Below are 26,514 nucleotides of genomic sequence, written 5' to 3'. Positions count from 1 at the left end.
TTCAGTATTTAATGCTTATAAAAGTTACAAATTCAGAATGAATGCCTTGGATTCTATTGATTTAAAGATATTGGCTGAGCTTCAAAATGATGGGGCACTTTCAAATATAGAACTCGCTCGGCGAATTCATTTGAGCCCCTCCCCTTGTCTGGCAAGGGTACGAGCGCTGGAGGCTTCCGGTGTGATTGATCGGTACGTGGCGCTGACCAATGCCGCCGCACTGGGCTTGGGATTGAATGTGTTCATCAACATCAGTTTGCAGAGCCAAAGCAAAGAGGCCCTTGCACATTTTGAGCAGCGAATCAGCGAGCATGATGAGGTGATGGAGTGTTACTTGATGACCGGCGACAGCGATTATTTAATTCGTGTAGCGGTTGCTGATATCGCCGCACTCGAGAAATTTATTCTCGAGCAACTCACGTCGATTCCGGGAATTGAAAAAATTCGCTCGAGTTTCGCGTTGAAACAGGTGCGCTACAAGACTGCGCTGCCTTTACCAGTATGATGGGATTATTGATAGCCAAACTTGTTCAAAGGAAAATCTATGTCTGTTCGCAAAATTAAAGCTTGGTCGGCGGCGCTAGCACTTAGCGTGCTGTGCGCACCCAGCATGGCCGCTTGGCCCGATGATCAAACGATTGAGTTAGTGGTGGGTTTCGCCCCAGGTGGTGGAACTGACTTAATGGCACGCGCGCTTGTCCCATTTTTAGAAAAGAAACTTGGCGGTAAGGCGCGGATTGTCGTTGTGAACAAACCAGGCGCGGGCGGTGAAATTTCGACCGCGTATTTGGCCCGTGCAAAGCCTGATGGCTACACCGTCGGCTTCATTAATGTGCCCGGGTTTGTTTTTATTCCAATGTATAAACAGGCGTCTTATAAAACCGACGATGTGCGAATCATTGCGCGCGTCGTCGATGACCCAGCCGTGTTGATGGTTCGTTCGGATGCCAAAAATCGAACAATCCCAGCGATTCTGGAGGCGCTTAAAAAAGATCCCGGTTCGCTCTCCTTTGCCACAAGCGGCCGCGGCACCAGCGGACATCAGGCTCTGCTTAAGATCGAATCGGCTGCTAACGTGAAAGGCACGGACATCGCCTTCAAAGGAGCTGGGGAGTTCAAGAGCGCCTTGATTGGAGGGCACGTTGATTTCGCTATTGCAAGCGTGGGTGAATATCTTGCTGGTTATGGCGATATGAAAACTATCACACCAGTTGCCGTGATGAATCCGACGCGAGTGTCCGCAATCCCTAATGTGCCAACAATCGATGAATCAGGCATCAAAGTCCGTGTGACCTCTGAGCGTGCGATCGCGGGCCCCAAGGCGCTCCCCGATGACATTGCAAACCGCTTTCAGCAGGCTATCAAGGACACGATTGCAGACCCAGCTTTTGTTGCAACGGTCAAAAACGATGCAGCTGTCTTGGCCTATATGTCGGGTGCTGATTTCACTAAGTCCCTCGAAGTGATTCGTGAAGAGCTTAAGCCGTTAGTGGCTGCAATGAAATAGAGTGTTCAATGTCTGTCGAAATGAAAGACTATTACGCGGCTCGGGCAAAAGAGTATGACAAGATCTACGCTAAGCCCGAGCGACAGCAAGATCTCCGTGCAATAGAGCAGTGGCTACCCTCAAAGTTTGCACAGTGCGAGGTTCTGGAGGTAGCTGCTGGAACCGGCTATTGGACGCAGTTTATTGCTCCCAGTGCAAAGCGTATGGTGGCGTTAGATGCTTCGCAAGAAACCTTGTCTATTGCACAAGCCCGGCCTGGATGCGCGGGCGTAGATTGGGTGGTCGGTGATGCCTATCAGATGCCACTGGTAGGGCAGAAGTTTGATGCGGTCTTCGCAGGCTTTTGGTTTTCGCACATACCGCTGGAAAAACTATCCGGCTACTTGAGTGATCTAAATCGCTTTCTCAAGCCAGGTGCACGTGTCATATTTTTAGATAACTTGTATGTCGAGGGCAATAGCACGCCGCTCTCGGATCGCGATGTGGCTGGCAATACCTATCAAACGCGTCCGCTTTCCGACGGATCGACGCACAAGGTCTTAAAAAATTACCCTACGGAGTTCGAATTGACGGACCTCGTATCTTCTTTTTCGCAACAGTTTTCCTATACGACCTGGCAGTATTACTGGGCGTTTGATTATCGGTTCGAAGGATAAAGATGGCAGGCCACCTCTCCTTGGGCATCGCGCCTAAGGAGAGGGTGGCTCGTCGAGCATTCAGGCTTGCGCTGCGCGCAGCGTGGGTGAAAGGCACAACCAGTCGGGGGATGCAAAGGATCCGGAAAGGAAAGTCCCAAGCCTGTATCTGGGATGCCGAGACCAGGTTCAGGGGTCAGCACAGAGGCTAGAAGAGCTTGCGTGTACGGATGGCGCGGCTCTTTAAACAGTTCCGCAGTTTGGCGCAATTCAACGACGCGCCCCAAGTACATCACGGCTACCTGCGTCGCGATGTGCTCCACAACTGCCAAGTTGTGACTAATGAACACATAGGTCAGATTAAATTCTTTACGCAGGTCTAACAGCAAGTTCAAGATCTGCGCTTGCACTGACACATCCAGCGCTGACGTCGGCTCATCGCAAATCACAATTTCGGGGTTGATGACGAGCGCTCGTGCGATCGCAACACGCTGTCGCTGACCTCCAGAGAGCTGGCCGGGAGTGTTGTTTGCGTAACGGGCGGGTAAGCCAACACGCTCGAGCATCTCTAAAGATTTTTTCTTTCGCTCTTCCGTTGAACCGATACCTAAAACATCCAACGGGAAAGAAACGATGGAGGCGATGGTGCGTCGCGGATTCAAAGAGGAGTATGGGTCTTGAAAGATCGGCTGTACGCGTCGCGCAAGCTCTCGTCGATCAATTTTACTGATGTCTTGCCCGTCGATCTGGACGCTTCCCTGTGTTGGGGGTGTCAGTCCAAGCAACATTCGCGCAAGCGTAGATTTGCCACAACCTGACTCGCCAACAACACCTAAGACGTCTGAGCGATTCACGCAAAGGTCTACGCCGTTGACAGCGTGTAATGTCTGTTTTGGCTTAAAGAGGCCAGCACTGACGGTAAACGTACGCTGCAGATTTGTCGTTTGTATGAGGGCGCTCATCTCGCGATCTCCTCATGTTCGAGGATGCAGCGCCACTGCTGTCCTAGTGCTGTTTTACGCAAAGGAATTTCACCGCTGCAGCGTTCCTGAGCCGAGGCGCAACGGTCTTTAAAAGCGCACCCTTTGATTTCGCCAATTAAAGAGGGCACGACCCCAGGAATTGTTCCCAGCTTGCCACCGGGGATTGTTCGCCCTGGAATCGGAATGCAACTAATCAGTCCGCGTGTGTAAGGATGCTGAGGCGACGCAAATATATCTTTTGTAAGACCTTCCTCAACAATTTGCCCCGCGTACATGACTGCTACACGATTAGCGATACGAGCGACTACGCCTAAATCGTGCGTGATGAGTACCATTGCAATGCCCAGTTCGGCTTGCAAGTCAGCAAGCAGTCGCAGGATTTGCGCCTGAATTGTTACGTCTAGTGCAGTGCTTGGTTCATCTGCGATTAACAACTCGGGCCCACACATGAGCGCCATCGCAATCATGACACGCTGACGCAAACCACCAGAGAGCTGGTGCGGATATTGCCCTAAGCGCTCGGCAGCCGAGGCGATGCCGACTTTCTCGAGTAGGGCAACTGCGCGTGTGCGGGCTTCCTCTGCTGAGGCATGCTTGTGATGGCGGTAGTGTTCGGTCAGTTGATCCCCGATGGTATAGGCTGGATTCAGCGCCGTCATCGGTTCCTGAAAAATCATTGCCATCCGATTGCCGCGCAAATCATTAATGCGATGCTTGTCGGCTCGCGCGATATCTTCGCCTAAAAAATTGAAGACACGGCTGTTGCGCGTGGCTGTTTTAGGTAAAAGGCCCATCATCGATAGTGAAGTGATGGATTTACCGCAACCAGATTCTCCGACGATACACAGTGTTTCGCCGCGCTTTACCTGCAGAGAAATATCACGCACCACATGCAATACGCCGCGTGGTGTTCTGATGTCAACAGTAAGACCTTGAACATCAAGCACAACTTCGTTAGAGTCGATCGTCATGCGCGCTCACCCGGAGTTAACACTTGATGCAAACCATCACCCGCAAGATTGATCGCGAAGATCAGCACGGCGAGCGCCGTTCCCGGAATCGCAATTAGCCAAAAAGAGAAGAACATATAAGATTTGGCTTCCGAGATCATTAGTCCCCAAGAGGGCAGAGGAGGCTGTACGCCAAGCCCTAGAAACGAGAGCGCTGCTTCCAACAAGATGGCACTAGCCGCTTCGAGTGTGGCGATCACGATCAAATGGGGCATGACGTTCGGCAGCACCTCGGTCAACATAATCCGCAGGGTCGAGGCGCCCGCTGATTGCGCAGCTGACACGTATTCCATCGAGCGCACTTGCTGAGTTGCACTGCGCATGACGACTGCGAAGCGATCCCACTTCAGTAAGCCAAGCACCATGATGACGATCCATAGCGAGCTGCCGACTAACGCGACGGTTGCAAGTGCAACCAGAATGACTGGCATTGATAAGCGAGTGGTCACAAAGAAAGACACCAGCATGTCAATCTTGCCGCCAAAGTAGCCTGCCAACATCCCCATCGTCGTGCCAATGAGCCCTGAGATGATGGCGACACTGATGCCGATCAGCAAGGAGATCCGTGCACCATAAATGAGTCTAGACAAATAGTCTCGACCGAGTTGGTCAGTCCCTAGCGGGTGAAGCCATGTTCCCTTCTCGTACCAGAAGGGTGGAACTGTTCGATTGGTGAGATCTTGAAAGTATGGATCGTGTGGCGAGATCCACGGTGCAAGTAAGGCACACGCGATGATAAAAACGAGAAGCCCACAGCCAAATAGCAACGCTTTGTTGTTCAACATGTCAGGCCACCCGAATACGTGGGTCGAGCCAAGCATTGGCGATATCAGACGCCAGTGTTAACAAGATATAGATAACCGAAAGTAAGAGCACAATCACTTGCGTCACTGGAAAGTCTTTGTGTGTGATGCTTTGATAAGCAAGGTAGCCTAGGCCATCTAGCGCGAAAATCGTTTCGATCACGATCGAGCCACCCAGCAGAAAGCCTAATTGAACCGCCGCGAGCGCAACCACGGGCACGATTGCGTTACGTAAAGCATGTTTAAACACGACAGTGCGTGTCGGTAAACCTTTTGCCCGCGCGGTACGAATATAGTCCGCCCCAAGCACTTCAATCATGCCTGCGCGTATCAGACGCATAAAAGCAGGCGCTGCGTAATAACCAAGCGTGATTGCGGGCATAACGAAGTGCTGCCAAGTATCACTGCCTGAGACCGGGAGCAAGCGCCAAGAAATTGAAAACAGCATGATCAGAATTAGCGCAAAAAAGAAGTTGGGCATGGCTTGGCCAACCACGGCAACTGCAAGACACAGACGATCGATCCAACTATTTTTATAGATGGCAGCAAGAACACCCAAGGGCACCGAAACTAACAAGGCAAACGCGAGTGCATACAGCGCGAGCAACATGGTCGTTTTGAGCTTGCTGAGGATTAAGGGCCCCACATCTGTCTTGAAATAGATCGAGGTACCTAGATCGCCACTGATTAGCTTGAGTACCCAATTCCCGAACTGAACGATGATGGGCTGATCAAAACCATAGGTTTTGCGCACCATGTCAATATCGGCCTGACGCGCGCCTTCCCCAGCGATCGCCAAGGCGGGATCGCCGGAAAGATAGAGCAACATGTAAGCGATGATCGAAACCGTCAGCGCGACTAGGACGGCGAGTCCTAGTCGTTTAGAGATGTATCCCAGCATGGGGTGCTACCTGTGTTACTTGTGCGCTGAACGCGTTATTTCCAGCTCATTTCCCAGAAACGCACGAGTTCATCGTGGTAGGGCTTGAATTTGACATCCTTGCTTGCCACGTAATACACAGGCAAAGACCAGAGCGGCACCGCATAGGCTTGATCAGCAATGATACTCAACGCCTTTTTGTAATAGGCTTGGCGATCTTTCAGTGCGACAGCGTTATCGCCTTTATTCAAGAGCTCAATGACCTCTGGGTTGCGGCTAACGTCATCACTACCCCCGCCGAAATATACGGGAGTTGAAGCAGATAAGTCATTGACGAGGTTCGAGCCCCATGTCTGATGGGTCAGGGCTGTTTTGTTTGAGCGGGCAAGATCTCGCATTGCTGCGTACTGCATGAAGCCGAGATTGGCTTTGATACCCACAGCTTGCAAATAGTTGATCATCGCTTCTGTCTGAGGTCTCTCGCGATAGGCGTTGATGCTAACGGTGAATCCATTCGGAAAACCGGCTTCTGCAAGCAATTTTTTGGATAGCGCTGGATCGTAGTTATATTGCGTGATGCCTTCGCTCGTGCAGCCAACCTGTGAAGGCGTACAAATCGAATTAAGGATTTCGCCACCACCCACGATATTCTTGAGGATGGCCTGACGGTCGATCGCGTGCGCGATGGCCTTGCGGACACGAATATCTTTGAGTTCAGGCGCTGGCGTCCCATCACGCGTGTTCATTTGTAAAAACACGATGCGCATGGTGTTGCCACTTTCAACTTGTAAGTGCGGAATACTTTTCAGTTTTTCGGCCTGATCTTTCGGCACGTGCATGATGAAGTCTTCACCACCCGACATCACCTCAGCCATCTGCGTTTGGCGGTCAGGGATGAAGCGAATGCGGACTTTGCCGATCGTTGGTTGTGTCTTGGGCGAATCTTTGAAGTAGTCTTTGTTGCGCTCTAAGGTGACTGACTTGCCTGGGATGTGTTCGATGATCTTGTAGGGACCGGAGCCAACAGGCTTTAAGTTCATCCCAGCTGGGCCAACTTCTTTGTAGTATTTGGCAGGGTGAATAGCCAGTGTGGTGGCAAGGTAGTCAATCGCTGCGGGGAAGGGCTCTTTGCTGATGATGCGGACTTTGAACTTGTCGAGTTTTTCGACCTGTTTAATCCAACGTACGTTCTGTTGAGTCGTTGCTTTGTTGGCGGGGTCCGAGACATAGTTCAGTGTGAAGACGACTGAGTCCGCATCAAACTCTTCGCCGTTATGAAACTTGATGCCTTCACGCAATTCAAACTCAAGTGTTCGATCATCTATTTGTTTCCAGCTTTTAGCTAACTGCCCTTTGTACTCGTTTGTGTTTGGGTCGCGATAAACCAACGTGTCCCAGACGTTCGCCGCAATAATGACGCCAATAAGCACGTTATTGAAGTAGGGGTCGATGTTTTCTGGCGTTTGGTCGTACGCCATGCCCAAGGTATCGGTTTTCTTTCCAGCCAGAACCGGTTGAGCCAATGCCAGGCACAACCCGAGTGCACAGGCAACGAGGCCTGCCCGTAGTGGTCTGTGGGCCGAAGGGAGTTTGCGAGCGCTGCTTGCTGTGGTCATAACATTCCTCGATCTTGATTTATGGCAAACAAAGATTCATTTAACCGTCATTTGAACATTCAGGCAACTGTAAACCCTAAGCAGGTGCTGTGCCAAACTTCTCTGATTAGGTTATCTTTGCTTCCTATTCTTTAACAATTACGACAAGGCGTTATATGCAGAACCCAGCACTCAACCAAGCAGTACAGTTTGCGATTGATCATGAAAGCACCTGGGATCGGGATTGCACAAGTGCTAATTGGGGTGTGCACCATGGGGACCCTGCTCCCTATAACAAGCTGTATGGTCCAGTGCATTCGCGCGGACCCAATTCCGGAACAATTTTATTGCAAGGGAAAACCCTGACCTCCTGGGGTGAACCTAAACGTGCGGACGTGACTTTTAGCGTCGCTAAGACTTATCTGGCCCTGTTAGCTGGTGTTGCCGTTGATCGCGGTCTGATCACCGATGTCAATGAGCCAATCGGCAAGAAACTGAAGGGAATCGGTTTTGACTCGGGTAACAACGCGTTGGTGACCTGGGCGCAGATGTTGCAGCAGACGAGCGAGTGGGAGGGCACCCTGTTTGGTCTGCCTGATCAGGTCGACCGCTATCGCGCCGTGACGTTTGCCAAGGCGCCTGACGGCGTCAAGGGCGATGCTCGCCCCTTGCAAAAGGCTGGAACCTATTGGGAGTACAACGACGTCCGTATTAATCAATTGTCTTTGGCGTTGTTGCATTTGTTCCAGCGCCCCTTGCCGGAAGTATTTCGCGAGGCGATCATGCGTCCGGTGGGTGCGAGTGAAGACTGGAAATGGGTTGGTTATGACAACGCCTGGGTTGAAATCGCAGGTAAGCGTGTGCAATCAGTGCCGGGGGGGACGCATTGGGGGGGCGGCATGTCTGTGAGCGCTGAAGATCAGGCGCTTGTTGGCCAGATGATGCTCGACAACGGAATGGCTCAAGGCAAGCGTGTTTTGTCAGAAGACTGGATCAAGCGGATGCAGGTGCCTTGCGCGCTGGCGCCGTTCTACGGTTACCTAGTGTGGCTCAACGGGGAGCAAAAAGTGTTTCCAAGCGTGCCTGCTTCTAGTTATTTTGCTGTGGGTGCTGGGAGCTCCTTCACATGGATCGAGCCTGAGCTGAAGATGGTTGTGATTATTCGCTGGTTAAATTCAGCCCACGCTGACGCAGTGTTCGGTAAAATCTACCAAGCCGTTAAGGCCTTGGCCTAGATCAACGCAATTAAGGACTTCCATGCACACATTTGCTCGTTCGGCTGCCTCGGCAGCGTTAGCCATCGCTTTAGCGACCGGTACGTTGCTCGTCAGCACGACGTTGGTCGCACCCGCCTTTGCGCAACCGACGCCCCAGGCTGCGAATTTAACGCAGCCTCAACTCGAGTCACTTGTCTCGTCGATCGCGCTCTATCCTGATTCTCTGCTCTCGCAAATGTTGATGGCTTCGACCTATCCGCTTGAGGTCGCTGAGGCGTCGAATTGGTTGCGTAACAACGCGCATCTAACGGGCACGGCATTGCAAGAGGCACTCAAGCCTCAGACATGGGACAACAGCGTGAAATCGCTGGTCACGTTTCCTGATGCATTAAATCTGATGGGTAACCAGTTGGGCTGGACGCAAAAATTGGGTGATGCTTACTTGGCGCAACCCAAAGACCTGATGCGTGCGGTGCAAGCTTTGCGCGCCAAAGCCAAGCAGGCTGGTAACTTAAGCTCGAACTCGCAAGTGACGGTATCGAGCGATCCACAAGCCAACATTATTATCGTGCCATCCAATCCACAGATTGTGTATGTACCCACGTACAACCCGATGATGGTTTATGGTGCTTGGCCTTGGGCAGCCTACCCGCCTTACCCAATGTATAACCCGGGATGGGGGTTGATGAGTTTTGGTGTTGGTATGGCCGTCGGCGCCGCACTTTGGTCCACTCCACATTGGGGGGCGGGATCGATCACGATCAATAACAACAACTTCAATAATTTCAACAACCGATTTAACTCGGTCGCCAATCAGCGATCGAATTTTGTGGGTGACGCAAATACCTGGGCGCATAATCCAGCCCATCGTGACGGGGTCCCTTATAACAACGCTGCGCTTAGCAATCGTTTTGGTGGCAACAACTTAAGCGACATGGATCGTAATAATCTCGCCCGTCAGCAAGGTGCCGTGAACAACTGGAAAAATAATGCGACTCCGGAAGAGCGGCAGCGTGCAGATCAGGCTCGTCAGAACGCGCAAAATGAGTTCCAACGCAATGCTGGTTCTGGCGACCGTTTTGGCGGTGCTGACCGCAACTCTGGTGGTGACAGAAGTTTCGGTGGGGGTGATAGGAGTTTCGGTGGGGGGGATCGCTTTGGTGGCGGTGGTGGTCGTGGCGGCTTTGGCGGAGGACACTTTGGTGGCGGTTTCCGACGCTAGTGTCTGCAGCAGGTCAACTCTCTACCTACTTGGAGTCAACAAGATGAAAAAATATTTAGCAATGATCCTGATCGCAGCATCGCCCTTAACGACAGTCCTGGCACAAAATGTGCCTACCGCAGGCGTCACGACCGAGGCGATGATTCAATTGTGCAAGAGTCGCACCGATATTGAATCTCAAACGTTTTGTTACGGCTTTGGCGAGGGCGTCTATCAGGGCTACCAATTGGGCCGTGACCCTAAGGCAGCCCCAACCGTCTGCTTGCCCCCCAAGGGCGTCTCGCGCGACGAGGTGCTGGCGGAATTTATCAAGTGGGCGATGGAGCGACCCCAGTATCTGCAAGAAAAAGCGGCCGTCACAATTATGCGGTTTTTGCCTGTCCGCTTTCCCTGCTAAGGCTTCTCTGAACAGTTTTGGCGCTTTCGCTACAATGGCGCCTCTGTCTGTTGCCCCGATGATGAAATCGGTAGACATATGAGACTTAAAATCTCAGGCCTTAGGGCGTGCCGGTTCGATTCCGGCTCGGGGCACCATGAATAGCAGGCGCTAGGGTCCGACCGCTCTAGCCCCTAAACGGCGCCATTCTTTGGTTGGTTCAGAGCCGTCTTGTCGGTCTCGGCAATCAGCGCGCGTAACTCTTCGCTAAAGGCATGCGCGAGCATCATCGGTGCTTGCCCATCAGGATAAATAATCGCATAGCGTGACGTGAGGGTTTCCTCGACGGGAATCGCGACCAAATCCACACCCGTGAAGGTTTCGACCGTCCATCGCGATACTAACGAGATCCCCGCGCCAGCAGCAACGAGTGCGCAAGCAATCGAGGAGCTCGGTGTCTCGATCACAACCTTCGGCGCGACGCCCATGCTTGCAAATGCGTCATCAATTTGGTAGCGAATATAGGTGTGTTGTGAAAGCATGACCATGCGCTCGCCTGCGAGATCCTTCAGGGAAATGGCCTTACGGCTGGCGAGCGGGTGACTTGTGGGCACAACAGCCATTGTTTGTATGGGGGCGAAGGGCTCAACCTGTACGGCCGGCTTGACCAGGGGGAACTCAACCACACCCACGTCAAATTGTCGCGTAGCCACTAGCTCTCCGATCTGGCGAGAGGGCAAACTTTGAACAAAGACGCTTACGTTTGGGCGTGTCTTGAGAAAACGAGTGATGGCTTTGGGAACTAGCCAGTGGGCGAGAGCCGGCAGCGTTGCAATGCGTAGTGCCCCCGCGCGCTGAAAGCGAATATCTTGTGCGACATGACTGACACGCTCAAGATTGCTGTAGATCGGCTCAATCTCGCGATAAAGCGACTCGGCCTCATGCGTCGGTATCAGACGACGACCTCGCCGCTCGAACAGTGCATAGCCTAAATGCAGCTCCAATAACCCAATCGTGCGACTCACGCCCGGTTGGGTGACGTTCATGAACTTGGCGGCTCCCACGACGCTGCCTGTCAGCATGACTGCGCGGAATGCTTCGATCTGCCTCAGGTTGATGATGGGTTTCATGCTTTATCTCCGCGATGCGCACCAATTATGGTGTGATCTATAACATTTGAGCATATATAGCATCATTAATTTGCATTTTATTTCTCAATATTGAGGTCTAGGATGATTTGGTTAGTTCACCCTCAGTCTGGCGTCGTCTTGCGACATCGCCTTTTAAACAGTGGAGATCAATATGCGTAAACCTATATCAGTCTTGAGCGCAGCGGTGTTAGCCCTGTCAGCCGGTTTTGCTTCGGCACAGACGACTTTATACGTGGGTGGTTCGGGTGGTTCGACCGAAAAGCTATTTAAAGAAAAGATAATTCCTCCGTTTGAAGCGAAAACGGGGAGCAAAGTCGTTTACATCGCTGGTAACTCAACTGACATTCTCGCCAAGCTTCAAGCACAAAAAGCAAAGCAAGAAATGTCGCTGGCAATCATCGATGATGGTCCGATGTATCAAGCCGTGGGGCAGGGACTGTGTTCCAAGGTTGAAGAAGCGGGCACGGTGAAAGAGCTCTATCCAAACGCACGCATGATCGGTGATAAGTCCGTTGGTATTGCCTATATCGCGACAGGCCTCGCTTATAACAAAGACATCTTTGCAAAAAATGGATGGCCCGCCCCAACTTCGTGGCAGGACCTGACGGACCCGAAATATAAGGGCAAAGTCGTCATTCCACCCATCACCAACGGCTATGGATTGCTCACGCTTGTGATGATGGCGCGCTTGAGTGGCGGGAGCGAAGCAAAAATGGACCCCGGCTTTGAGGTGATGGCTAAAAAGGTTGCTCCAAACGTTGTTGCTTGGGAGCCTTCGCCAGGCAAAATGGCGCAAATGATGCAAACGGGCGAAGCTGCGCTAGTTGTTTGGGGTAACGGACGCGTGCAGTCTGTCGTTGATCAAGGTGCACCTGTTCAGTTTGTTTACCCTAAAGAAGGAGCGGTTGCACTGATGGTGGCCGCCTGCGTAGTTGAAGGTGGACCTCAGCCAAAGCTGGGCCAACAGTTCTTGCAACATATCGTATCGGCGGACGTGCAGGCTTTAATGGCGAATGAGATTGGGTTTGGTCCTGTCAATAAGACCACGAAGCTTGACCCAAAGGTTGCAGAGCGAGTTGTTTTTGGACCAGAGAAAGTCAACAAGTTAATCTCAGCGGACTACAACATTATCAATGCACAACGTGCTGAATGGACGAAGCGTTGGAATCGCGTTGTCGAGAAATAACTAAGGTATTAGACGGACGATCCTGCCATGGCTTTCCTTGAGTTAAAGGGTTTAGTGAAACGTTACGGCGACTTCACAGCCGTGGAGGATTGCAGTTTGTCCGTTGAGCAGGGCGAGTTTCTTTGTCTGCTTGGCCCGTCGGGTTGTGGGAAGACAACGACTTTGCAAATGGTTGCCGGCTTCACTCCGCCGACGGTTGGCAGCATCATTCTTGATGGAAAAGACATCACGGACCTCAAGCCTAGCAAGCGAGGTTTGGGTGTCGTGTTTCAAAGTTACGCATTATTTCCGCATATGACGGTTCACGATAATGTGGCCTTCGGTTTGCAGATGCGTAAAGTGCCAAGTCCAGATTTGGCCCTTAGGGTCTCCGAGGCACTGGATCTCGTGCATCTTGGTGCCTTTGCCCAACGTTATCCGAGCGAACTATCAGGTGGTCAGAAGCAACGGGTTGCGATGGCGCGTGCCTTGGTCATACAGCCACCTGTGCTGCTTCTAGATGAGCCCATGGGCGCTCTCGACGCAAAGCTGCGCGAAGAGATGCAAATCGAGTTGCGCGCGCTGCAGCGTCGTGTTGGCATCACAACAATCATGGTGACACATGACCAAGCCGAGGCGATGACTCTTGCTGATCGCGTGGTGCTCATGAATAAAGGTTGCATTCAGCAAATAGCCCGGCCGGTTGAGATGTATGAGGAACCTAACGGACGCTTCTCGTCAACCTTTCTAGGAAAAGCCAACGTCTTCGAAGGAGCGCGTGTCGCACTGGGTATTGCGGTGGGGGAGCGTATCCTGCCCTGCCTGGCGGATGCCTGTGAAGGCGATGTCGACTACATCATTCGTCCCGAAAAAATCGGCTTTGTCCAAACGGATCCTATCCTTCGTGGGAGCGTTGCCGCGCGATTGTTTTTGGGGCATCACTGGTTATTTCAAATTCAAACTGATCTAGGACTGATTCAAGTCACCCAAGCAAATGTCGAGCTGCCAGCGGTAGCGGAGGGGGATGAGGTCGGTTTGAGTTGGCGTACTGAGCATGCGCGAGTCATTGCGCGTCATTTATCGTAAAGCATGAAAGATCAACGCAACACACTGCCTTACTGGTTGACCGCACCGAGTGTCTTGGTGATGTTGGCATTGGTCGCACTTCCCTTAGTGTTGACGCTGTCGATGAGTCTCTACCCCTACGACGCTGCGCAGATGATGGGTAGCACGATGACTTCAGCGAATTACGCGGAGGTCCTGAGCGATGATTATTTCCATGTCATTTTCGTGCGTACCTTCGGTATGGCGTTCCTTGTGACGTTGATTTGCATCGTCATTGGAGTGCCAGAGGCCTATGTGTTGAGTCGACTGTCGTCTGAGTGGCGCGCTGTGTCGATGGTGGTCGTATTGGGGCCGCTGCTGATTTCAGTGGTGGTGCGTACGCTTGGTTGGGCCGTATTGTTAGGAAGCGAAGGCCTGATTAATAAAACTTTGCTGATGATTGGCTTAATCGATGCGCCGATCAAAATGCTCTATACCTTCACAGGTGTCGTGATCGCACTGACGCATGTGTTGATGCCTTTTATGGTGCTCGCTGTTTGGGCGTCCCTGCAAAAACTTGATCGCGCCACAGAGCAGGCAGCCGAATCTTTGGGTGCGAATATGTTCACAGTGATGTGGCGAATCGTTTTTCCTCAAGTGATTCCAGGCGTGCTGTCAGGCGGCCTCATTGTGTTTGCGTCAGCGGCGAGCGCGTTTGCGACACCAGCCATCATTGGGGGTCGTCGCCTAAAAGTTGTGCCGACAACAATTTATGACGAGTTTTTGGCAAACTTAAATTGGCCCTTGGGCGCAACAATTGCTGTGCTCTTAGTGGTGATCGTTTTGACTGTATCGTTGTTAGCAAACCGCTTGGTAGAGCGTCGTTGGAAGCAGGTGTTCCGATGAAAACACGCAATCCACTTACCTTAATTGCCTTTCATTGGTTCTTTGTCATTTTTATGTTGGCGCCTCTATTGATGGTCGTCTTGGTTTCGTTTACCAACAAAGGCTACATCTCCATGCCCTTTGATGGGGCCTCTCTAAGATGGTATCGCGCCATACTCGATGCCCCGGACTTCATCGATGCCTTCTGGCGCAGCTTGGCCTTAGGTGCCGCCGCTGCAACAATCGCAACACTGGTTGCGGTGCCAGCGGGCATGGCAATTGCATGGCATCAATTTCAAGGTCGCGATGCGATTCTGGGCTTATTGTTATCTCCGTTAATGGTGCCTCATGTTGTTCTAGGTATCGCCTTATTGCGATTTTTGACGCAGATTGGTGGCGCCAGCACGGGCTGGGGCTTAACGCTAGCCCACACTGTGATCGTATTGCCCTATGTGTTGCGTTTGGTGGTTGCGGCAGCTACAGGCTTTGATCGAAGCGTGAGCCAAGCTGCTGAATCTCTTGGGGCATCCGGCTGGACGGTATTTTGCAAGATTGAATTACCGCTCATTTTTCCGGGCGTTGCTGGTGGTTGGCTCATCGCATTTATCAATAGTTTTGATGAACTGACGATGTCGATCTTTGTGGCTTCAGCAACGACTGAAACGCTACCCGTCAAAATGTATAACCATATTGCGCACACGATTGATCCATTGCTTGCATCTGTGTCGACTGTTCTGATTGTCTTAACGCTAGTCTTGATGGTGGCGCTCGATCGGTTCTACGGGCTTGATAAAGTTCTCTCAGGAAAAACATGAGTAGTTCAAAAGATTGGGATGCCATCGTCATTGGCGGAGGTATGGTTGGAATGGCCGTTGCTTATGGCTTGGCTAAGCAAGGGGAGCGCGTCGCATTGCTTGATGAGGGTGACGATGCGTATCGCGCTGCACGCGGAAACTTTGGACTGGTTTGGGTGCAGGGCAAAGGATTAGAAAACCCAGATTACTCGCGTTGGACGATTGGTTCGGCAAGTGCTTGGCCGGCCTTCGCGGATGAGCTGCTGGCTCGTACGGGTGTCTATCCCGACTTATCCCAACCCGGTGGTATTTCCATCAGTTTGAACGACAAAGAGCTGTCCGATCGTGTCACGCGTCTGACGGCTTTGCGCGAGAAACTCGATGGTGTTTACCCGTTCGAGGTCTGGGATGCACGCAAGGTTAAAGAAATGATTCCTGAGACTGGCCCAGCTGTAGCGGGTGCCGTCTATTGTCCGCTCGACGGACATGCTAGTCCGCTGCGTTTATTACATGCTTTGGTCAAGGGTTTCGAGAGCGCTGGTGGAAAACTGATATCCGGCGTGCGCGTGAGTGCCATGGATACTCTGTCCGGTGGTGGTTTTAAGGTGCATACAAATCGTGAGATTTTTGATACAAAGCGCGTCGTGCTTGCGGCCGGCTTGGGCAATCGCGATCTCGCTCCGATGGTTGGTTTACGCGCACCGGTGGCTCCTAATCGAGGTCAAATTTTAGTGACGGAGCGTGTCAAACCGTTTTTAAAATATCCGACCTTGCATGTACGACAAACCCATGAGGGCGTTCTGCAAATTGGGGATTCTCAAGAAGATGTCGGCCTGGATGACAGCACCACGCTTGCACAGCTCTCGCGTATCGCCCTACGTGCGCAGCTAGCGTTTCCGTTGCTAGAGCACGTAAATATTGTTCGGACATGGGGTGCGCTGCGCGTGATGAGTCCTGATGGTTTTCCGATTTATCAGGCATCAACGGAGTCTCCGGGTGCATTTGTCGTCACCTGCCATAGCGGTGTGACGTTGGCCGCGCAGCATGCTGGTCCACTAGCGAATTGGATCCGTGGCGGTGATCAGCCCACGGAAACATTGTCTTTTAAAGCGGAGCGATTTTATGTTTAAGCAAATGGCAGAGGTCGCTACGTCTGGAACCGTTGCTCTGTATGTGGACGGCAAACAGATACAGGTCGCTGCGGACCAGACGCTTGCACTGGCATTGATGCAGGCTGGCGTGACTCCCCTTCGGCACACTGCGGTATCGGGAGAGCCGCGTGCCCCTCTTTGTTTAATGGGGGTTTGTTTTGACTGCCTGGTGCAGGTGGATGGTCGAGCAAACGTCCAGGCCTGTATGGTGCGAGTGTGTCCGGGAATGAGAGTCGTCCTACAACATGGGGCGCGAGCCCTGGAGCCGCAAGCATGACGCATGACTTGATCGTAATCGGCGCCGGCCCGGCTGGCATGGCTGCCGCCACCATGGCGGCGACACTCGGCTTAAAGACTGTGTTGCTTGATGAGCAGCCTGAACCGGGTGGACAGATTTATCGAAACGTTTCGGCGGTGCATCCTGCTGTGGCGAAATTACTCGGGGCGGACTATTTGCACGGCACGACCTTGGTCGAGGCGATGCGCGTAGCGGGCGTGGATGCGCGGCACGATGCTTTGGTTTGGGATGTTTCTCGTAACTTGAGTGTGACCGCGTTTGCACACGGTGCCGCGTTGCAGTTTCAGGCGCCACAGATCATTGCAGCGTCTGGTGCACTCGAACGCGCGTCACCCATACCAGGCTGGACCTTGCCCGGTGTGATGAACGCAGGTGCTGCTCAGATCGCACTTAAGGCATCGGGCAGTGTACCTGCTGGTCGAACCGTCTTGGCCGGTGGTGGCCCCCTCCTGTATCTAGTCGCCTGCCAACTCCTAGATGCAGGTGCTGATATCGCCGGGATTGTAGAAACAAGCCCAGCCTCAAATCGAATGAATGCGCTTAAATACTTGCCCAGAGCGTTAGGTGCCCCCGAGTATTTGTTCAAAGGCGTCAAAATGATCGCACGTTTGCATCGCGCGGGCGTGCCTTGGTTTCGAAACGCGAGCGCGTTGTCTATTACGGGTAGCGTACAGGCTGAAGGTCTATCGTTTCAAGCTGGTGGGACGCGTCATACCCTAGAAGCAGACTTGGTCTTGTTGCATCATGGTGTCATTCCTAACACTCAGATTTCTCGTCTGATGCGCGTTGATCATGTCTGGAGTGATGCTCAGCGTGCCTTTAATGTTGTGTGTGACGCCTATGGTCAGACCTCCATGCCAGGATTTCGCATCGCTGGAGACGGCGCTGCGATTGGCGGTGCGCTTGCCGCACAGAACTCTGGCGCCTTGGCGGCTCTCGGCGCAGCGCTTGAGCTTGGAAAAATAGGGCGTAGTGATTTTGATCGCTACGTGGTCCCCTATCATCGTGCGCGCGATCGGGATCTTAGGGTGCGTCCATTTTTAGATGCCTTGTACTGCCCGCCTGCTGATATTACCGAGCCGGTTGATGAAGCGATTGTTTGTCGCTGTGAAGAGGTCACAGCTGGTCGTATTCGGGAGATGGCAAGTTTAGGTTGCCAGGGACCGAATCAGACCAAGTTTTTTAGTCGCTGTGGCATGGGCCCCTGCCAAGGCCGCGTGTGTGGCGGTGTCGTGACCCAGATTCTTGCGAAAGAGCTAAACAAAACCCCAGACGAAATTGGAGCCTACCGAATCCGCGCGCCGCTAAAGCCTGTGCCGGTCGCCGCTTTTTCTGGTTTGGCAGAGTCCTCTGACGAATCTATTTGGCATTGAAGAAAATAGCCAAAGTTTGTTTTGAATCAAACAAACGACGTGTCGCCGTGGGCCACGCACCTAAGCCTACGGTAATGTGTTTGCATGACGACATATTCAGACTCTTGGTTTGTCCCGCTTTCCATCGTTGGTAAGAAGATATCCCCAATTGTGCAGGGCGGCATGGGGGTGGGCGTGTCTGCCCACCGTTTAGCAGGCGCTGTCGCACGCGAAAACGCGATGGGTACTATTGCGAGCATTGATCTGCGCCACCACCATCCAGATCTGGTTGCGCAAACGGAGAACTGCCGTGACCGTGACCTTATTGATCGTACGAACGAGGTCGCGCTTGACCGAGAGATAAAAGCCGCGTTAGCGCACGCGCAAGGTAAGGGCGTTGTAGCGGTTAACGTGATGAAGGCGGTGCGCGCCCATCCTGGCTTGGTACGTCAGGCCTGCGAGAGCGGTGCGCAAGCAATTGTGATGGGTGCTGGATTGCCCATTGATCTCCCTGACATGACCGCAGACTTCCCCAAAGTGGGTCTTATCCCCATTCTTTCTGAGTCTCGTGGCGTTGCGATTGTCATGAAAAAATGGCTAAAGAAAGGCCGCTGTCCGGACGCTATTGTTCTTGAACACCCCGGCCATGCGGGCGGCCATTTGGGTGCTTCACGCATCGAGGATCTGCATGCAGAGCGCTTTGAATTTGATCTTGTCATTGAACAATGCCAGGCTTTATTCAATGAACTTGGGCTCGGTGCGGAGGCGCCACCGTTAATTTTGGCGGGCGGTATTGATTCGCATGAAAAAGTCCGTCATTGGCTGGGTGCAGGTGCAAGTGCCGTCCAGTTAGGAACAGCTTTTGCTGTTACAGAAGAGGGCGACGCTCATATCGACTTCAAGCGCGTGCTGATGGAAGCTGAGCCGTCAAAAATGGTCGAGTTCACCAGCGTCGCAGGCTTGCCAGCGCGCGCAGTCTCTACCCACTGGCTGCGGCAATATCAGCGCCACGAGCCTCGGATGCAGGCATGTGCCAAGGCGGATCCACGACGCTGTTCACAGCGCATGGACTGCCTGACGCAGTGTGGCTTACGTGATGGGAACGCCAAGGTGGGTCAATTTTGTATTGATCTCAAGCTTGTAGCAGCCCTCAAAGGCGACATTCAAAAAGGTCTGTTCTTTCGGGGCGCAGGCCAGCTGCCCTTTGGGCAGGCGATGCGATCGGTCAAAGACCTTATTGATTATTTACTGTACGGTCAGTTATGCATGCAGCCAGCTTAAGCCAGGTCAAATTTGATGCGGATTTGATCGTACGTTATGAAGGGAGCGGTCCGCGCTACACCTCTTATCCCACCGCAGATCGCTTTGTAGAGGGCGGTGTGGTTCAGCAATATGAGCATGCGCTGAGCCTGAGGCATGAGACGATAGCCGAAGCCCCGCTGTCGCTCTATATACATGTACCGTTCTGCGATACGGTTTGCTATTACTGCGCCTGTAACAAAATCGCGACGAAAGATCGTGCGCGTGCTGACTTGTATCTTGATTACTTACAAAAAGAAATTCTGTTAGTACGCAGTCGTTTTGCGAAAGCACCCTCAGTGAGCCAACTGCATCTTGGAGGTGGCACGCCCACGTTCCTGACAAACGTGCAGCTCGATAAGTTAATGCAAATGTTGCAAGCTTCGTTTGAGCTCTTGCCTGCCGCAGAGTGCTCTATCGAGATTGATCCTCGGCGTCTGAATGCTGGTGCACTAACCCTGCTGTCTAAACATGGGTTTAATCGTATGAGTCTGGGTGTGCAAGACTTAGATCCTGCGGTACAGAAGGCCGTCAATCGCATACAGCCCGCTGAGCTAACGGCAACGGTTCTGTCTGAGGCGAGGTCGCTCGGATTCGGCTCAATCAATATCGATTTGATCTACGGCTTGCCTTTGCAGTCCACCGAGACAATGCGCGCGACGCTAGCAACCGTTTTGCAATGGCGTCCAGATCGCATTGCTTTGTATAGCTATGCTCATTTACCCAAGCGCTTTATGCCTCAGCGGCGCATCGAGGTATCTGCTTTGCCGAGCGGAGCCACTAAACTCGCGATGCTTAAGCTTGCAGTCGATACGCTATTGGCAGCTGGCTATGTTTACATCGGCATGGATCATTTTGCTTTACCTGAAGATGAGCTCGCTCAAGCTCTAGAACATGGGACGTTGCAGCGTAATTTTCAGGGTTATGCCACGCAGGCCGACTGCGATTTGATTGCATTGGGTGTTTCGGCCATTAGCCGAGTTGGTAATACCTATGCGCAAAATCATCGGCTACTAACGGACTATTACGAGGCACTAGATCGCAACGACTTGCCTTTGAGTAAAGGGCTCACAATGACCAACGACGACGAGATCCGACGGGCAGCGATCCACGATTTGTTGTGTCAGTCTGAGATCAATATCCCCATTTTTGAAAGAAGCTGGAATATCGGCTTTACCGAATACTTTGACCAAGAGCTTGAGCAGTTGCAATCCTTGGCCGCTGATGGGCTTGTGTCGCTCAACGAGTCTGAGATCAGAATCACGCCGCGAGGTCGTTTCTTGGCGCGGATCGTCGCGATGCGTTTTGATCGTCATTTGCGCGATGCAAAGACACACGCGCAATACTCAAAAGTCATTTGAATAACAAACACCGCATCCTGAAAATGCGGTGTTTTTGCGATCATAGAGCTTAGTCGCAATAACCTTTTTTGCAGCCGGCAGACAATGTTGCCGAGAATGCTGCCAGATCGTTTGCTGCACTTTCCAGTACTTCGTCCGTTACATCAAGCATAACGACTTCGTCTAGTTCAATGTTCATACTGGCTCCAAGAGTAAGCTTTATAAGTTTACTTATAAAGACCATACCGTTATAAGGCTTGGGCTATAAGGCTGTCAACAGCAATAACGTTCAGCCACCCCATCTGCCGCTTTTGCCGCCGTGCTTCTCGATGAGCTTGATGCCGTCCATCACCATGCCAGGGTCAATTGCATGTTTGTGTAGACCTATGCACTGTATTTTGCTCAAACGATGCTGCTCGGGCGTTAAAAAGCCACCCGAAGGTGGCTGTCTTGCCTAGTACCCACCGCCAAGGTTATGGGTTAACGGTGCAGCAGGAGCTAACAGTGGTAAGGCCAGCCAAGGTGTGTCCCAGCTGCCCCCTGCGTACCACCCGCAGTCTGCTCGAGCGCATCATCAGAGATATCCATCACAACAACTTCATCCAGTTCAATGTTCATATCAGACTCCAAGGTTGAGAACCCACGCCTAAGTGGGTATGTATTTCAAGCTAATAATATCAAATAATGACACTTTGTGCATTTTTACAATGCATTACCTTTGTAGCTTCGCTATTCGACTGTTGTCAACAAATAATTGCATGATTTGTGCGCTACGACACCCCACCGTACCCCCAGCCCTATAAATCGACGGCGTCGCTGTGCCGACCTATGCAATGTATTTTGTTCAAACGATTCTGCTCGGGCGTTAAAAAGCCACCCGAAGGTGGCTAGTACCCAAGTGGGCATGGGTTATCAGTTAACAATAGTTAACACTTGAAGGGTTACCCACAGTAGTAGTTCCAAGCAACACTGTACTTCCCTCCCTGCGCACCACCGGCAGCCAGTTCCAGTGCGTCATCAGAGACATCCTGTACAACTTCTTCAAGTTCAACGTTCATATCAGACTCCAAGGTTGAGAACCCACGCCTAAGTGGGTATGTATTTCAAGCTAACAATATCAAATAATGACACTTTGTGTATTTTGACAATGCATTACCTTTGTAGCTTCGTTATTTGACTGTTGTCAACAAATAATTGCATGATTTGTGCGCTACGACACCCCACCGTACCCCCACCCCTATAAATCGACGGCGTCGCTGTGCCGACCTATGCAATGTATTTTGCTCAAACGATTCTGCTCGGGCGTTAAAAAGCCACCCGAAGGTGGCTAGTACCCAAGTAGGTTACCGGCGTAGCAGGAGCTAACACCAGTTAAAGCCATTTTAAGAAATGCATGAACGTTGTATATGCAACGTTTAATTGGTGTCAAGCAGCACTTCCATTATTTGCGTGTAACTGCGAGAGCAGGCTACGCCACTCATCCGTAAAACCTAGATGCCCGGACCATCAGTGGGACAGAATTAGGACAAGAGCGTTTTTATACCTTGTGCAGCAGTAGATTTAAAGCCCGGAAGTTAGTGGCTACTTCCCCGCCACCCAGCTACCGCTTTTGCCGCCATGCTTCTCAATAAGCTTGATGCCGTCCATCACCATGCCACGGTCAATCGCTTTCAACATGTCATAGATGGTCAGTAGCGCTACGCTCGTGGCGGTCAGCGCTTCCATTTCGACGCCGGTGCGACCGACTGTTTCTGAGGTGGCAGTGCAGGCCACGCTGTGTGTCGTTGGATCGGTCGCAAATTCAACTGTCACACGCGTCAAGGGAATTGGATGACAGAGCGGGATGAGCGCTCCGGTCTGCTTTGCGGCCATGATGCCGGCTAAGCGTGCGATACCCAAAACGTCGCCTTTTGCCGCAGTGCCCTCAGAGAGCTTCTTAAACGTTGCGGCTTGCATGGTAATCCGGCCTTGGGCGATTGCGCGGCGGTGCGTTTCCGCTTTTGCAGAGACGTCGACCATGTGTGCTTGGCCGCTCGCATCAAAGTGTGTCAAGTGATCGCTCATGCGGGGTTCCGTGGAGTGTCAAACATTTCAAGATTATTAAAGTTACTAAAAGCTCGCGTGTCGTTAAATTCAACGCCCTGAGCCTTAGACTGTTCGAGCCAGCGCAAGACCGATCCGTGGCCGACATCCAGATATTTACCAAGACTGCCAGCGATCGATGGTCGCAATAAACAACACAACGGTTGTGGCCCGTCGCTCGTGGTCGCGAACGCAGCAGGGCTGTCGGGGTGTTCGCTCAAGGCCTGCGACAGGCGTTCAAACAAATTTTCTGGCAGTAAGGGGGTATCGCAGGGCACGACTAGTAAGGGATTTTTTTTGCACCGCATCAGACCTGCTTCGACCCCGGCCAATGGCCCCATAAAGTCTGGGCGTTCGTCAGTCACCACAACATGACCAGTTTGCTGGTAGGCATCGATGTTGCGATTCGCGCTGATTAAGATACGTGTCGGAGCGAGTGTTTGCGTTTTAAGTCGGGCCAGGGTGTGCTCTATCAGTGGCAGGCCATCCCACATGATCCAGCCTTTGTCTCGTCCCGCTAAGCGTGTACCTCGACCACCAGCCAGTATCAGCGCGTCGTACATCACGGGCGCTAGGTTACTGGCAGAGGTGCTTGAAGTCACTACTTCCATTTTGCGGCTGCGTGGTCGTCACTGTCACGCGCTTCGATCCAGCGCGGCCCTTCGGGCGTCCATTCTTTCTTCCAGAAGGGCGCCTCTGTTTTGAGGTAATCCATCATGAACTGATTCGCTTCGTACGCGTCGCCACGATGCGCGCTCGCTGTCAGCACCATGACAATCTGATCGCCGGGATACATTTTGCCGATACGGTGCACAATGCGAGCCGCTTGAAGCGACCAGCGTTGTGCGGCTTGTTCAGCAATACGCAATAAAGACTTTTCAGTCATACCGGGGTAGTGCTCAAGCTCAAGGGCCACAACATCGTCCGCCAGATTTAAATCGCGGACCAACCCTATAAAGGCAACTACCGCGCCCACCCCCTTATCGTCTGATACGAGTAGCGCATGCTCGTGCTTAAAGTCGAAATCAGCTTCCTGCACAGAAACGGAAAGGCGAGCGCTCATCTACCCACCTGTGACGGGTCTGAAGATGGCAACTTCAGCGCCATCGCTTAGCGTGGTGGTCAGTTCAACGATGTCTTGGTTGATCGCTACCCTGAACGCTTGCCCGCCAGAAAAAGTCTCTTGCCAGATACCGCCTCGGCTAGCGAGGTGCGCGATGAGGTCGGCAACAGTATGGACCGATGCGGGTGCCTCTATGGTCTCTTGGGCTCGGCCAAACTTTTCGCGAAGCTGTGCAAAGTACAGAAGCTGTAGGTTCATAGCCAGTGCTTAGTAAAGAAGTTCGGATAACGAAAGATACCGCAGTTTGTCACCCGGTGCGATGGTGGTTTCTGGTGCAAGGTCAACCAAGCCGTCCGCCCAGGATAGGCTGCTCATCACCCCAGAGCCTTGATTGGGCCATAGATCCAGTACAGGTTGGCCCGTTGCGTCACTGCCAATCTTCACGCGCAAAAACTCGCGACGCTTGTCCGGACGCGGCCAGCTGAACCCCGAGGTCGCAGTCAAATATCGCAGACTGGTGTCCGCGACGCCCATCCGTTTGAGTAAAAAGGGTCGAGCCATGAGTAGAAACGTCACAAAAGAGCTGACGGGATTGCCTGGTAGACCAATGAAATCCGCTTGGTTGACGCGGCCATAGGCAAGCGGCTTGCCCGGTTTCATGGAGATTTGCCAAAGATCTAGTGCGCCAAGCGCCTGCACGGCGCCTTTGACGTGATCTTCTTCGCCTACTGAGACGCCGCCGCAGGTGATGATCACGTCGTTCTCCGCGGCTGCTTTTGAGAGAGCGTCCCGCGTGGCTTGAGCTGAGTCGCGCACGATGCCGTAGTCGTTGACTGTGCAACCTAATTGCTTCAGTAGTCCGTTGATCGCGTAGCGATTGCTGTTGTATATGGCTCCGGGTGCCAACGCCTGTCCCGGTTCCGTCAGTTCATCTCCAGTAAAAAACACGCCAACTTTTAGAGCGGTAAACACTTCCACCTGGGCCACGCCAATCGAGGCAAGCATCGCAAGGTGCTGGGCTCCAAGTCGTTGCCCGGCGGGCAGAACGAGGCCTTGTTCTGCAATGTCTTCGCCTTTGCGTCGAATGTGTTGGCCGAGTTGAATGGGTTGGGTCAAACGCAATACCCCGTTGTCTTCTTGGGTATTCTCTTGTGGCACCACGACGTTTGCGCCCTCAGGCACGGGGGCACCCGTAAAAATTCGTGCTGCAGTGTTCGGGGCAAGGGCTGCGCCGGTTTGGCCCGCCGCGATACGTTGCACGACAGCGAAAGTTTCAGCTGGAGCGTGAATTTGTGTGACGCTCAGTGCGTAGCCGTCCATCGCCGAGTTATCGAAGCCCGGGACATTGATGGGCGACACCACTGTCCGAGCAAGCACGCGACCTTGTGCTTGCAGGATGGACAGTTTTTGTGTGGTGGTCAAGCCAACAGCGCTATTTAGAAGCTGTTCGCGGGCTTGCTCAAAATTAAGTAGATTGGCTCTGGGTTTCATACATAAGACGCACCGATTTATCGAACCGGCGCGTACAGAAAATTTTTGATGAGAACGGGGTGTACTGCGCGGTGTTTAGCCGCCAGTTTGCGACATGAACCGAATGATTTTAGTCGGTGCTTCACGGAACTCGTGCTTTTCTGGCTTGAGTTCAATGGCGTCGCGCAATGTTTGCTCAAGCTCGGCGTCGCTGATACCGCTACGTAACAGGGGGCGCAGTTCGACCTTTTCTTCCTGGCCCAAGCACAAATAGATCGTGCCATCGACTGCCATGCGCACGCGATTACAGGTTTCGCAAAAGTGTTGGCTAATGGGAGTGATAACGCCAATTTGGCCTCGACCATCCTTGGTGCGCCAATAGCGAGCAGGGCCACCGCCCATTTGCTTGATTTCAGGAATCAAGTCAAAGCGCGCACGCAAACGGTCGACGATTGGACCAAGTGGTGCGTAAGCCGAGGCTAGTCCTGTGCTGCCCATCGGCATCGTTTCGATCATTCGCAAGATAAACCCACGATTGATACAAAACTCAGTCATGGCTTCAACTTCATGCTCGTTGACGCCCGGCATCACCACCATATTGAGTTTGATAGGCGAAAAGCCCGCTTCCTGCGCAGCATCCAGACCTGCCATGACATCATCGATCGAATCACGGCCGGTGATTTGCGTAACGCATTCTCGGTCTAGGCTGTCTAGGCTTATATTTAAACGAGTGACACCGGCTGCCCGCAAGGCTTGTGCGTGCTTAGGTAGTTGAGTGCCATTGGTCGACAATGATAGATCTTTAATTCCTGGCAATGCGCTGATACGCGCAGCTAGCTCAGGCAGATTCCGACGCAAAAGCGGTTCACCGCCTGTCAGACGTACACGCGAGGTACCGAGTCGGCCAAAAGCACCAATCACGCGCTCGATCTCATCGAACGTGAGCCAGTCCTTAGGTTCTTGGTAGCCTTTAAAACTTTTGGGTAAGCAGTAGGTGCACTTCATGTCGCAGCGATCCGTCACGGACAGGCGCACATACTCGATACTTCTACCGAAGCGATCAATAAGAGGTGGCGAGGCGTGATTCATATGGGGTCCGACTAAGGCCGTGCAGTCCAGTTGCTGAAGGACTACTGTACCCGCATTTTTTGGATTTGGGCACAGCGTCCTTGATGTGAATCAGGTTATCTTT

General features: G+C 52.5%; 28 protein-coding genes and 1 tRNA gene. 16 read left to right on the top strand and 13 right to left on the bottom strand.

What is annotated here, in order from left to right:
- The first annotated feature begins 37 nt into the window (after positions 1 to 37).
- From KZZ10_RS12810 to KZZ10_RS12800, 3 genes are read left to right on the top strand one after another with little or no spacing between them, the layout of a single operon-like run.
- Positions 38 to 505 (top strand): Lrp/AsnC family transcriptional regulator, encoded by a 468-nt coding sequence (locus tag KZZ10_RS12810; RefSeq protein WP_259661917.1) that lies wholly within the window; start codon positions 38 to 40, stop codon positions 503 to 505.
- 39 nt (positions 506 to 544) lie between these two features.
- A complete protein-coding gene (locus tag KZZ10_RS12805) occupies positions 545 to 1,507 on the top strand; it encodes a Bug family tripartite tricarboxylate transporter substrate binding protein (protein WP_259661916.1) in 963 nt (320 codons plus the stop codon).
- Between the two features lie 8 nt (positions 1,508 to 1,515).
- Complete coding sequence (locus KZZ10_RS12800; RefSeq protein ID WP_259661915.1) at positions 1,516 to 2,163, top strand: class I SAM-dependent methyltransferase; 648 nt, start codon at positions 1,516 to 1,518, stop codon at positions 2,161 to 2,163.
- Here the strand turns inward: KZZ10_RS12800 and KZZ10_RS12795 are convergent.
- The 5 genes from KZZ10_RS12795 to KZZ10_RS12775 are packed head-to-tail and all read right to left on the bottom strand — an operon-like array spanning position 2,145 to position 7,434.
- Positions 2,145 to 3,104, bottom strand: a complete 960-nt coding sequence (locus tag KZZ10_RS12795; protein ID WP_259661914.1) for an ABC transporter ATP-binding protein — start codon at positions 3,102 to 3,104, stop codon at positions 2,145 to 2,147. The genes KZZ10_RS12800 and KZZ10_RS12795 overlap by 19 nt on opposite strands.
- The gene (locus KZZ10_RS12790; RefSeq protein WP_259661913.1) at positions 3,101 to 4,096 is read right to left on the bottom strand and encodes an ABC transporter ATP-binding protein; all 996 of its coding nucleotides are present in this window, start codon (positions 4,094 to 4,096) and stop codon (positions 3,101 to 3,103) included. The genes KZZ10_RS12795 and KZZ10_RS12790 overlap by 4 nt, the downstream gene beginning before the upstream one ends.
- The gene (locus KZZ10_RS12785) at positions 4,093 to 4,920 is read right to left on the bottom strand and encodes an ABC transporter permease (protein WP_259661912.1); all 828 of its coding nucleotides are present in this window, start codon (positions 4,918 to 4,920) and stop codon (positions 4,093 to 4,095) included. The genes KZZ10_RS12790 and KZZ10_RS12785 overlap by 4 nt, the downstream gene beginning before the upstream one ends.
- A 1-nt stretch (position 4,921) precedes the next feature.
- Positions 4,922 to 5,839: an ABC transporter permease gene (locus KZZ10_RS12780; protein WP_259661911.1), complete on the bottom strand. Its 918-nt coding sequence runs from the start codon at positions 5,837 to 5,839 to the stop codon at positions 4,922 to 4,924.
- Between the two features lie 35 nt (positions 5,840 to 5,874).
- The gene (locus KZZ10_RS12775; RefSeq protein ID WP_259661910.1) at positions 5,875 to 7,434 is read right to left on the bottom strand and encodes an ABC transporter substrate-binding protein; all 1,560 of its coding nucleotides are present in this window, start codon (positions 7,432 to 7,434) and stop codon (positions 5,875 to 5,877) included.
- Positions 7,435 to 7,589: 155 nt separating this feature from the next.
- Between KZZ10_RS12775 and KZZ10_RS12770 the strand changes: the two genes are divergently transcribed.
- The 4 genes from KZZ10_RS12770 (at position 7,590) to KZZ10_RS12755 (ending at position 10,386) form a co-directional block, all read left to right on the top strand.
- Positions 7,590 to 8,648 carry a serine hydrolase domain-containing protein gene (locus KZZ10_RS12770; protein ID WP_259661909.1) on the top strand — a complete coding sequence of 353 codons (1,059 nt, stop codon included), beginning with the start codon at positions 7,590 to 7,592 and terminating at the stop codon, positions 8,646 to 8,648.
- Between the two features lie 22 nt (positions 8,649 to 8,670).
- The gene (locus tag KZZ10_RS12765) at positions 8,671 to 9,852 is read left to right on the top strand and encodes a DUF3300 domain-containing protein (RefSeq protein ID WP_259661908.1); all 1,182 of its coding nucleotides are present in this window, start codon (positions 8,671 to 8,673) and stop codon (positions 9,850 to 9,852) included.
- Positions 9,853 to 9,895: 43 nt separating this feature from the next.
- Complete coding sequence (locus KZZ10_RS12760) at positions 9,896 to 10,249, top strand: Rap1a/Tai family immunity protein (protein ID WP_259661907.1); 354 nt, start codon at positions 9,896 to 9,898, stop codon at positions 10,247 to 10,249.
- A 52-nt stretch (positions 10,250 to 10,301) separates the two neighbouring features.
- A tRNA-Leu gene (locus KZZ10_RS12755) sits at positions 10,302 to 10,386 on the top strand.
- A gap of 36 nt (positions 10,387 to 10,422) precedes the next feature.
- Here the strand turns inward: KZZ10_RS12755 and KZZ10_RS12750 are convergent.
- On the bottom strand, positions 10,423 to 11,358 hold the full coding sequence (locus KZZ10_RS12750) for a LysR family transcriptional regulator (protein WP_259661906.1): 936 nt from the start codon (positions 11,356 to 11,358) through the stop codon (positions 10,423 to 10,425).
- 172 nt (positions 11,359 to 11,530) lie between these two features.
- Here KZZ10_RS12750 and KZZ10_RS12745 point away from each other — a divergent pair, with 172 nt between their 5' ends.
- From KZZ10_RS12745 to hemN, 9 genes are all read left to right on the top strand, one after another.
- Positions 11,531 to 12,565, top strand: a complete 1,035-nt coding sequence (locus tag KZZ10_RS12745; RefSeq protein WP_259661905.1) for an ABC transporter substrate-binding protein — start codon at positions 11,531 to 11,533, stop codon at positions 12,563 to 12,565.
- A 27-nt stretch (positions 12,566 to 12,592) separates the two neighbouring features.
- Positions 12,593 to 13,630: an ABC transporter ATP-binding protein gene (locus tag KZZ10_RS12740; protein ID WP_259661904.1), complete on the top strand. Its 1,038-nt coding sequence runs from the start codon at positions 12,593 to 12,595 to the stop codon at positions 13,628 to 13,630.
- Between the two features lie 3 nt (positions 13,631 to 13,633).
- On the top strand, positions 13,634 to 14,494 hold the full coding sequence (locus KZZ10_RS12735) for an ABC transporter permease (protein WP_259661903.1): 861 nt from the start codon (positions 13,634 to 13,636) through the stop codon (positions 14,492 to 14,494).
- Positions 14,491 to 15,288, top strand: coding sequence for an ABC transporter permease (locus KZZ10_RS12730; RefSeq protein WP_259661902.1), 798 nt, complete (start codon positions 14,491 to 14,493; stop codon positions 15,286 to 15,288). Before KZZ10_RS12735 ends, KZZ10_RS12730 begins: the two co-directional genes overlap by 4 nt.
- Positions 15,285 to 16,397: an NAD(P)/FAD-dependent oxidoreductase gene (locus KZZ10_RS12725; protein ID WP_259661901.1), complete on the top strand. Its 1,113-nt coding sequence runs from the start codon at positions 15,285 to 15,287 to the stop codon at positions 16,395 to 16,397. Before KZZ10_RS12730 ends, KZZ10_RS12725 begins: the two co-directional genes overlap by 4 nt.
- Positions 16,390 to 16,695, top strand: a complete 306-nt coding sequence (locus tag KZZ10_RS12720; RefSeq protein WP_259661900.1) for a (2Fe-2S)-binding protein — start codon at positions 16,390 to 16,392, stop codon at positions 16,693 to 16,695. The genes KZZ10_RS12725 and KZZ10_RS12720 overlap by 8 nt, the downstream gene beginning before the upstream one ends.
- Positions 16,692 to 18,089 carry an FAD/NAD(P)-dependent oxidoreductase gene (locus tag KZZ10_RS12715; protein WP_259661899.1) on the top strand — a complete coding sequence of 466 codons (1,398 nt, stop codon included), beginning with the start codon at positions 16,692 to 16,694 and terminating at the stop codon, positions 18,087 to 18,089. The genes KZZ10_RS12720 and KZZ10_RS12715 overlap by 4 nt, the downstream gene beginning before the upstream one ends.
- 84 nt (positions 18,090 to 18,173) lie before the next feature.
- Positions 18,174 to 19,349 (top strand): NAD(P)H-dependent flavin oxidoreductase, encoded by a 1,176-nt coding sequence (locus tag KZZ10_RS12710; protein WP_259661898.1) that lies wholly within the window; start codon positions 18,174 to 18,176, stop codon positions 19,347 to 19,349.
- Positions 19,331 to 20,728: an oxygen-independent coproporphyrinogen III oxidase gene (hemN, locus tag KZZ10_RS12705; protein ID WP_259661897.1), complete on the top strand. Its 1,398-nt coding sequence runs from the start codon at positions 19,331 to 19,333 to the stop codon at positions 20,726 to 20,728. The genes KZZ10_RS12710 and hemN overlap by 19 nt, the downstream gene beginning before the upstream one ends.
- Before the next feature lie 49 nt (positions 20,729 to 20,777).
- Here the strand turns inward: hemN and KZZ10_RS12700 are convergent, their stop codons facing one another.
- The 7 genes from KZZ10_RS12700 to moaA form a co-directional block, all read right to left on the bottom strand.
- Positions 20,778 to 20,906, bottom strand: coding sequence for a hypothetical protein (locus tag KZZ10_RS12700; protein WP_259661896.1), 129 nt, complete (start codon positions 20,904 to 20,906; stop codon positions 20,778 to 20,780).
- A 1,382-nt stretch (positions 20,907 to 22,288) separates the two neighbouring features.
- Positions 22,289 to 22,771 (bottom strand): cyclic pyranopterin monophosphate synthase MoaC, encoded by a 483-nt coding sequence (moaC, locus tag KZZ10_RS12695; RefSeq protein ID WP_259661895.1) that lies wholly within the window; start codon positions 22,769 to 22,771, stop codon positions 22,289 to 22,291.
- On the bottom strand, positions 22,768 to 23,400 hold the full coding sequence (gene mobA, locus KZZ10_RS12690; protein WP_259661894.1) for a molybdenum cofactor guanylyltransferase MobA: 633 nt from the start codon (positions 23,398 to 23,400) through the stop codon (positions 22,768 to 22,770). The genes moaC and mobA overlap by 4 nt, the downstream gene beginning before the upstream one ends.
- A complete protein-coding gene (moaE, locus tag KZZ10_RS12685) occupies positions 23,391 to 23,852 on the bottom strand; it encodes a molybdopterin synthase catalytic subunit MoaE (RefSeq protein WP_259661893.1) in 462 nt (153 codons plus the stop codon). The genes mobA and moaE overlap by 10 nt, the downstream gene beginning before the upstream one ends.
- Entirely contained in the window at positions 23,853 to 24,110 is a 258-nt protein-coding gene (moaD, locus tag KZZ10_RS12680) for a molybdopterin converting factor subunit 1 (protein WP_259661892.1), read from the bottom strand.
- Positions 24,111 to 24,119: 9 nt separating this feature from the next.
- Positions 24,120 to 25,343, bottom strand: coding sequence for a molybdopterin molybdotransferase MoeA (locus tag KZZ10_RS12675; RefSeq protein ID WP_259661891.1), 1,224 nt, complete (start codon positions 25,341 to 25,343; stop codon positions 24,120 to 24,122).
- A 75-nt stretch (positions 25,344 to 25,418) separates the two neighbouring features.
- Positions 25,419 to 26,411: a GTP 3',8-cyclase MoaA gene (gene moaA, locus KZZ10_RS12670; RefSeq protein ID WP_259661890.1), complete on the bottom strand. Its 993-nt coding sequence runs from the start codon at positions 26,409 to 26,411 to the stop codon at positions 25,419 to 25,421.
- Between the last annotated feature and the right edge of the window lie 103 nt (positions 26,412 to 26,514).

Source organism: Zwartia hollandica (assembly GCF_019923725.1).
Classification (GTDB): domain Bacteria; phylum Pseudomonadota; class Gammaproteobacteria; order Burkholderiales; family Burkholderiaceae_B; genus Zwartia; species Zwartia hollandica.
This window is presented reverse-complemented; position numbering and strand designations above follow the sequence as displayed.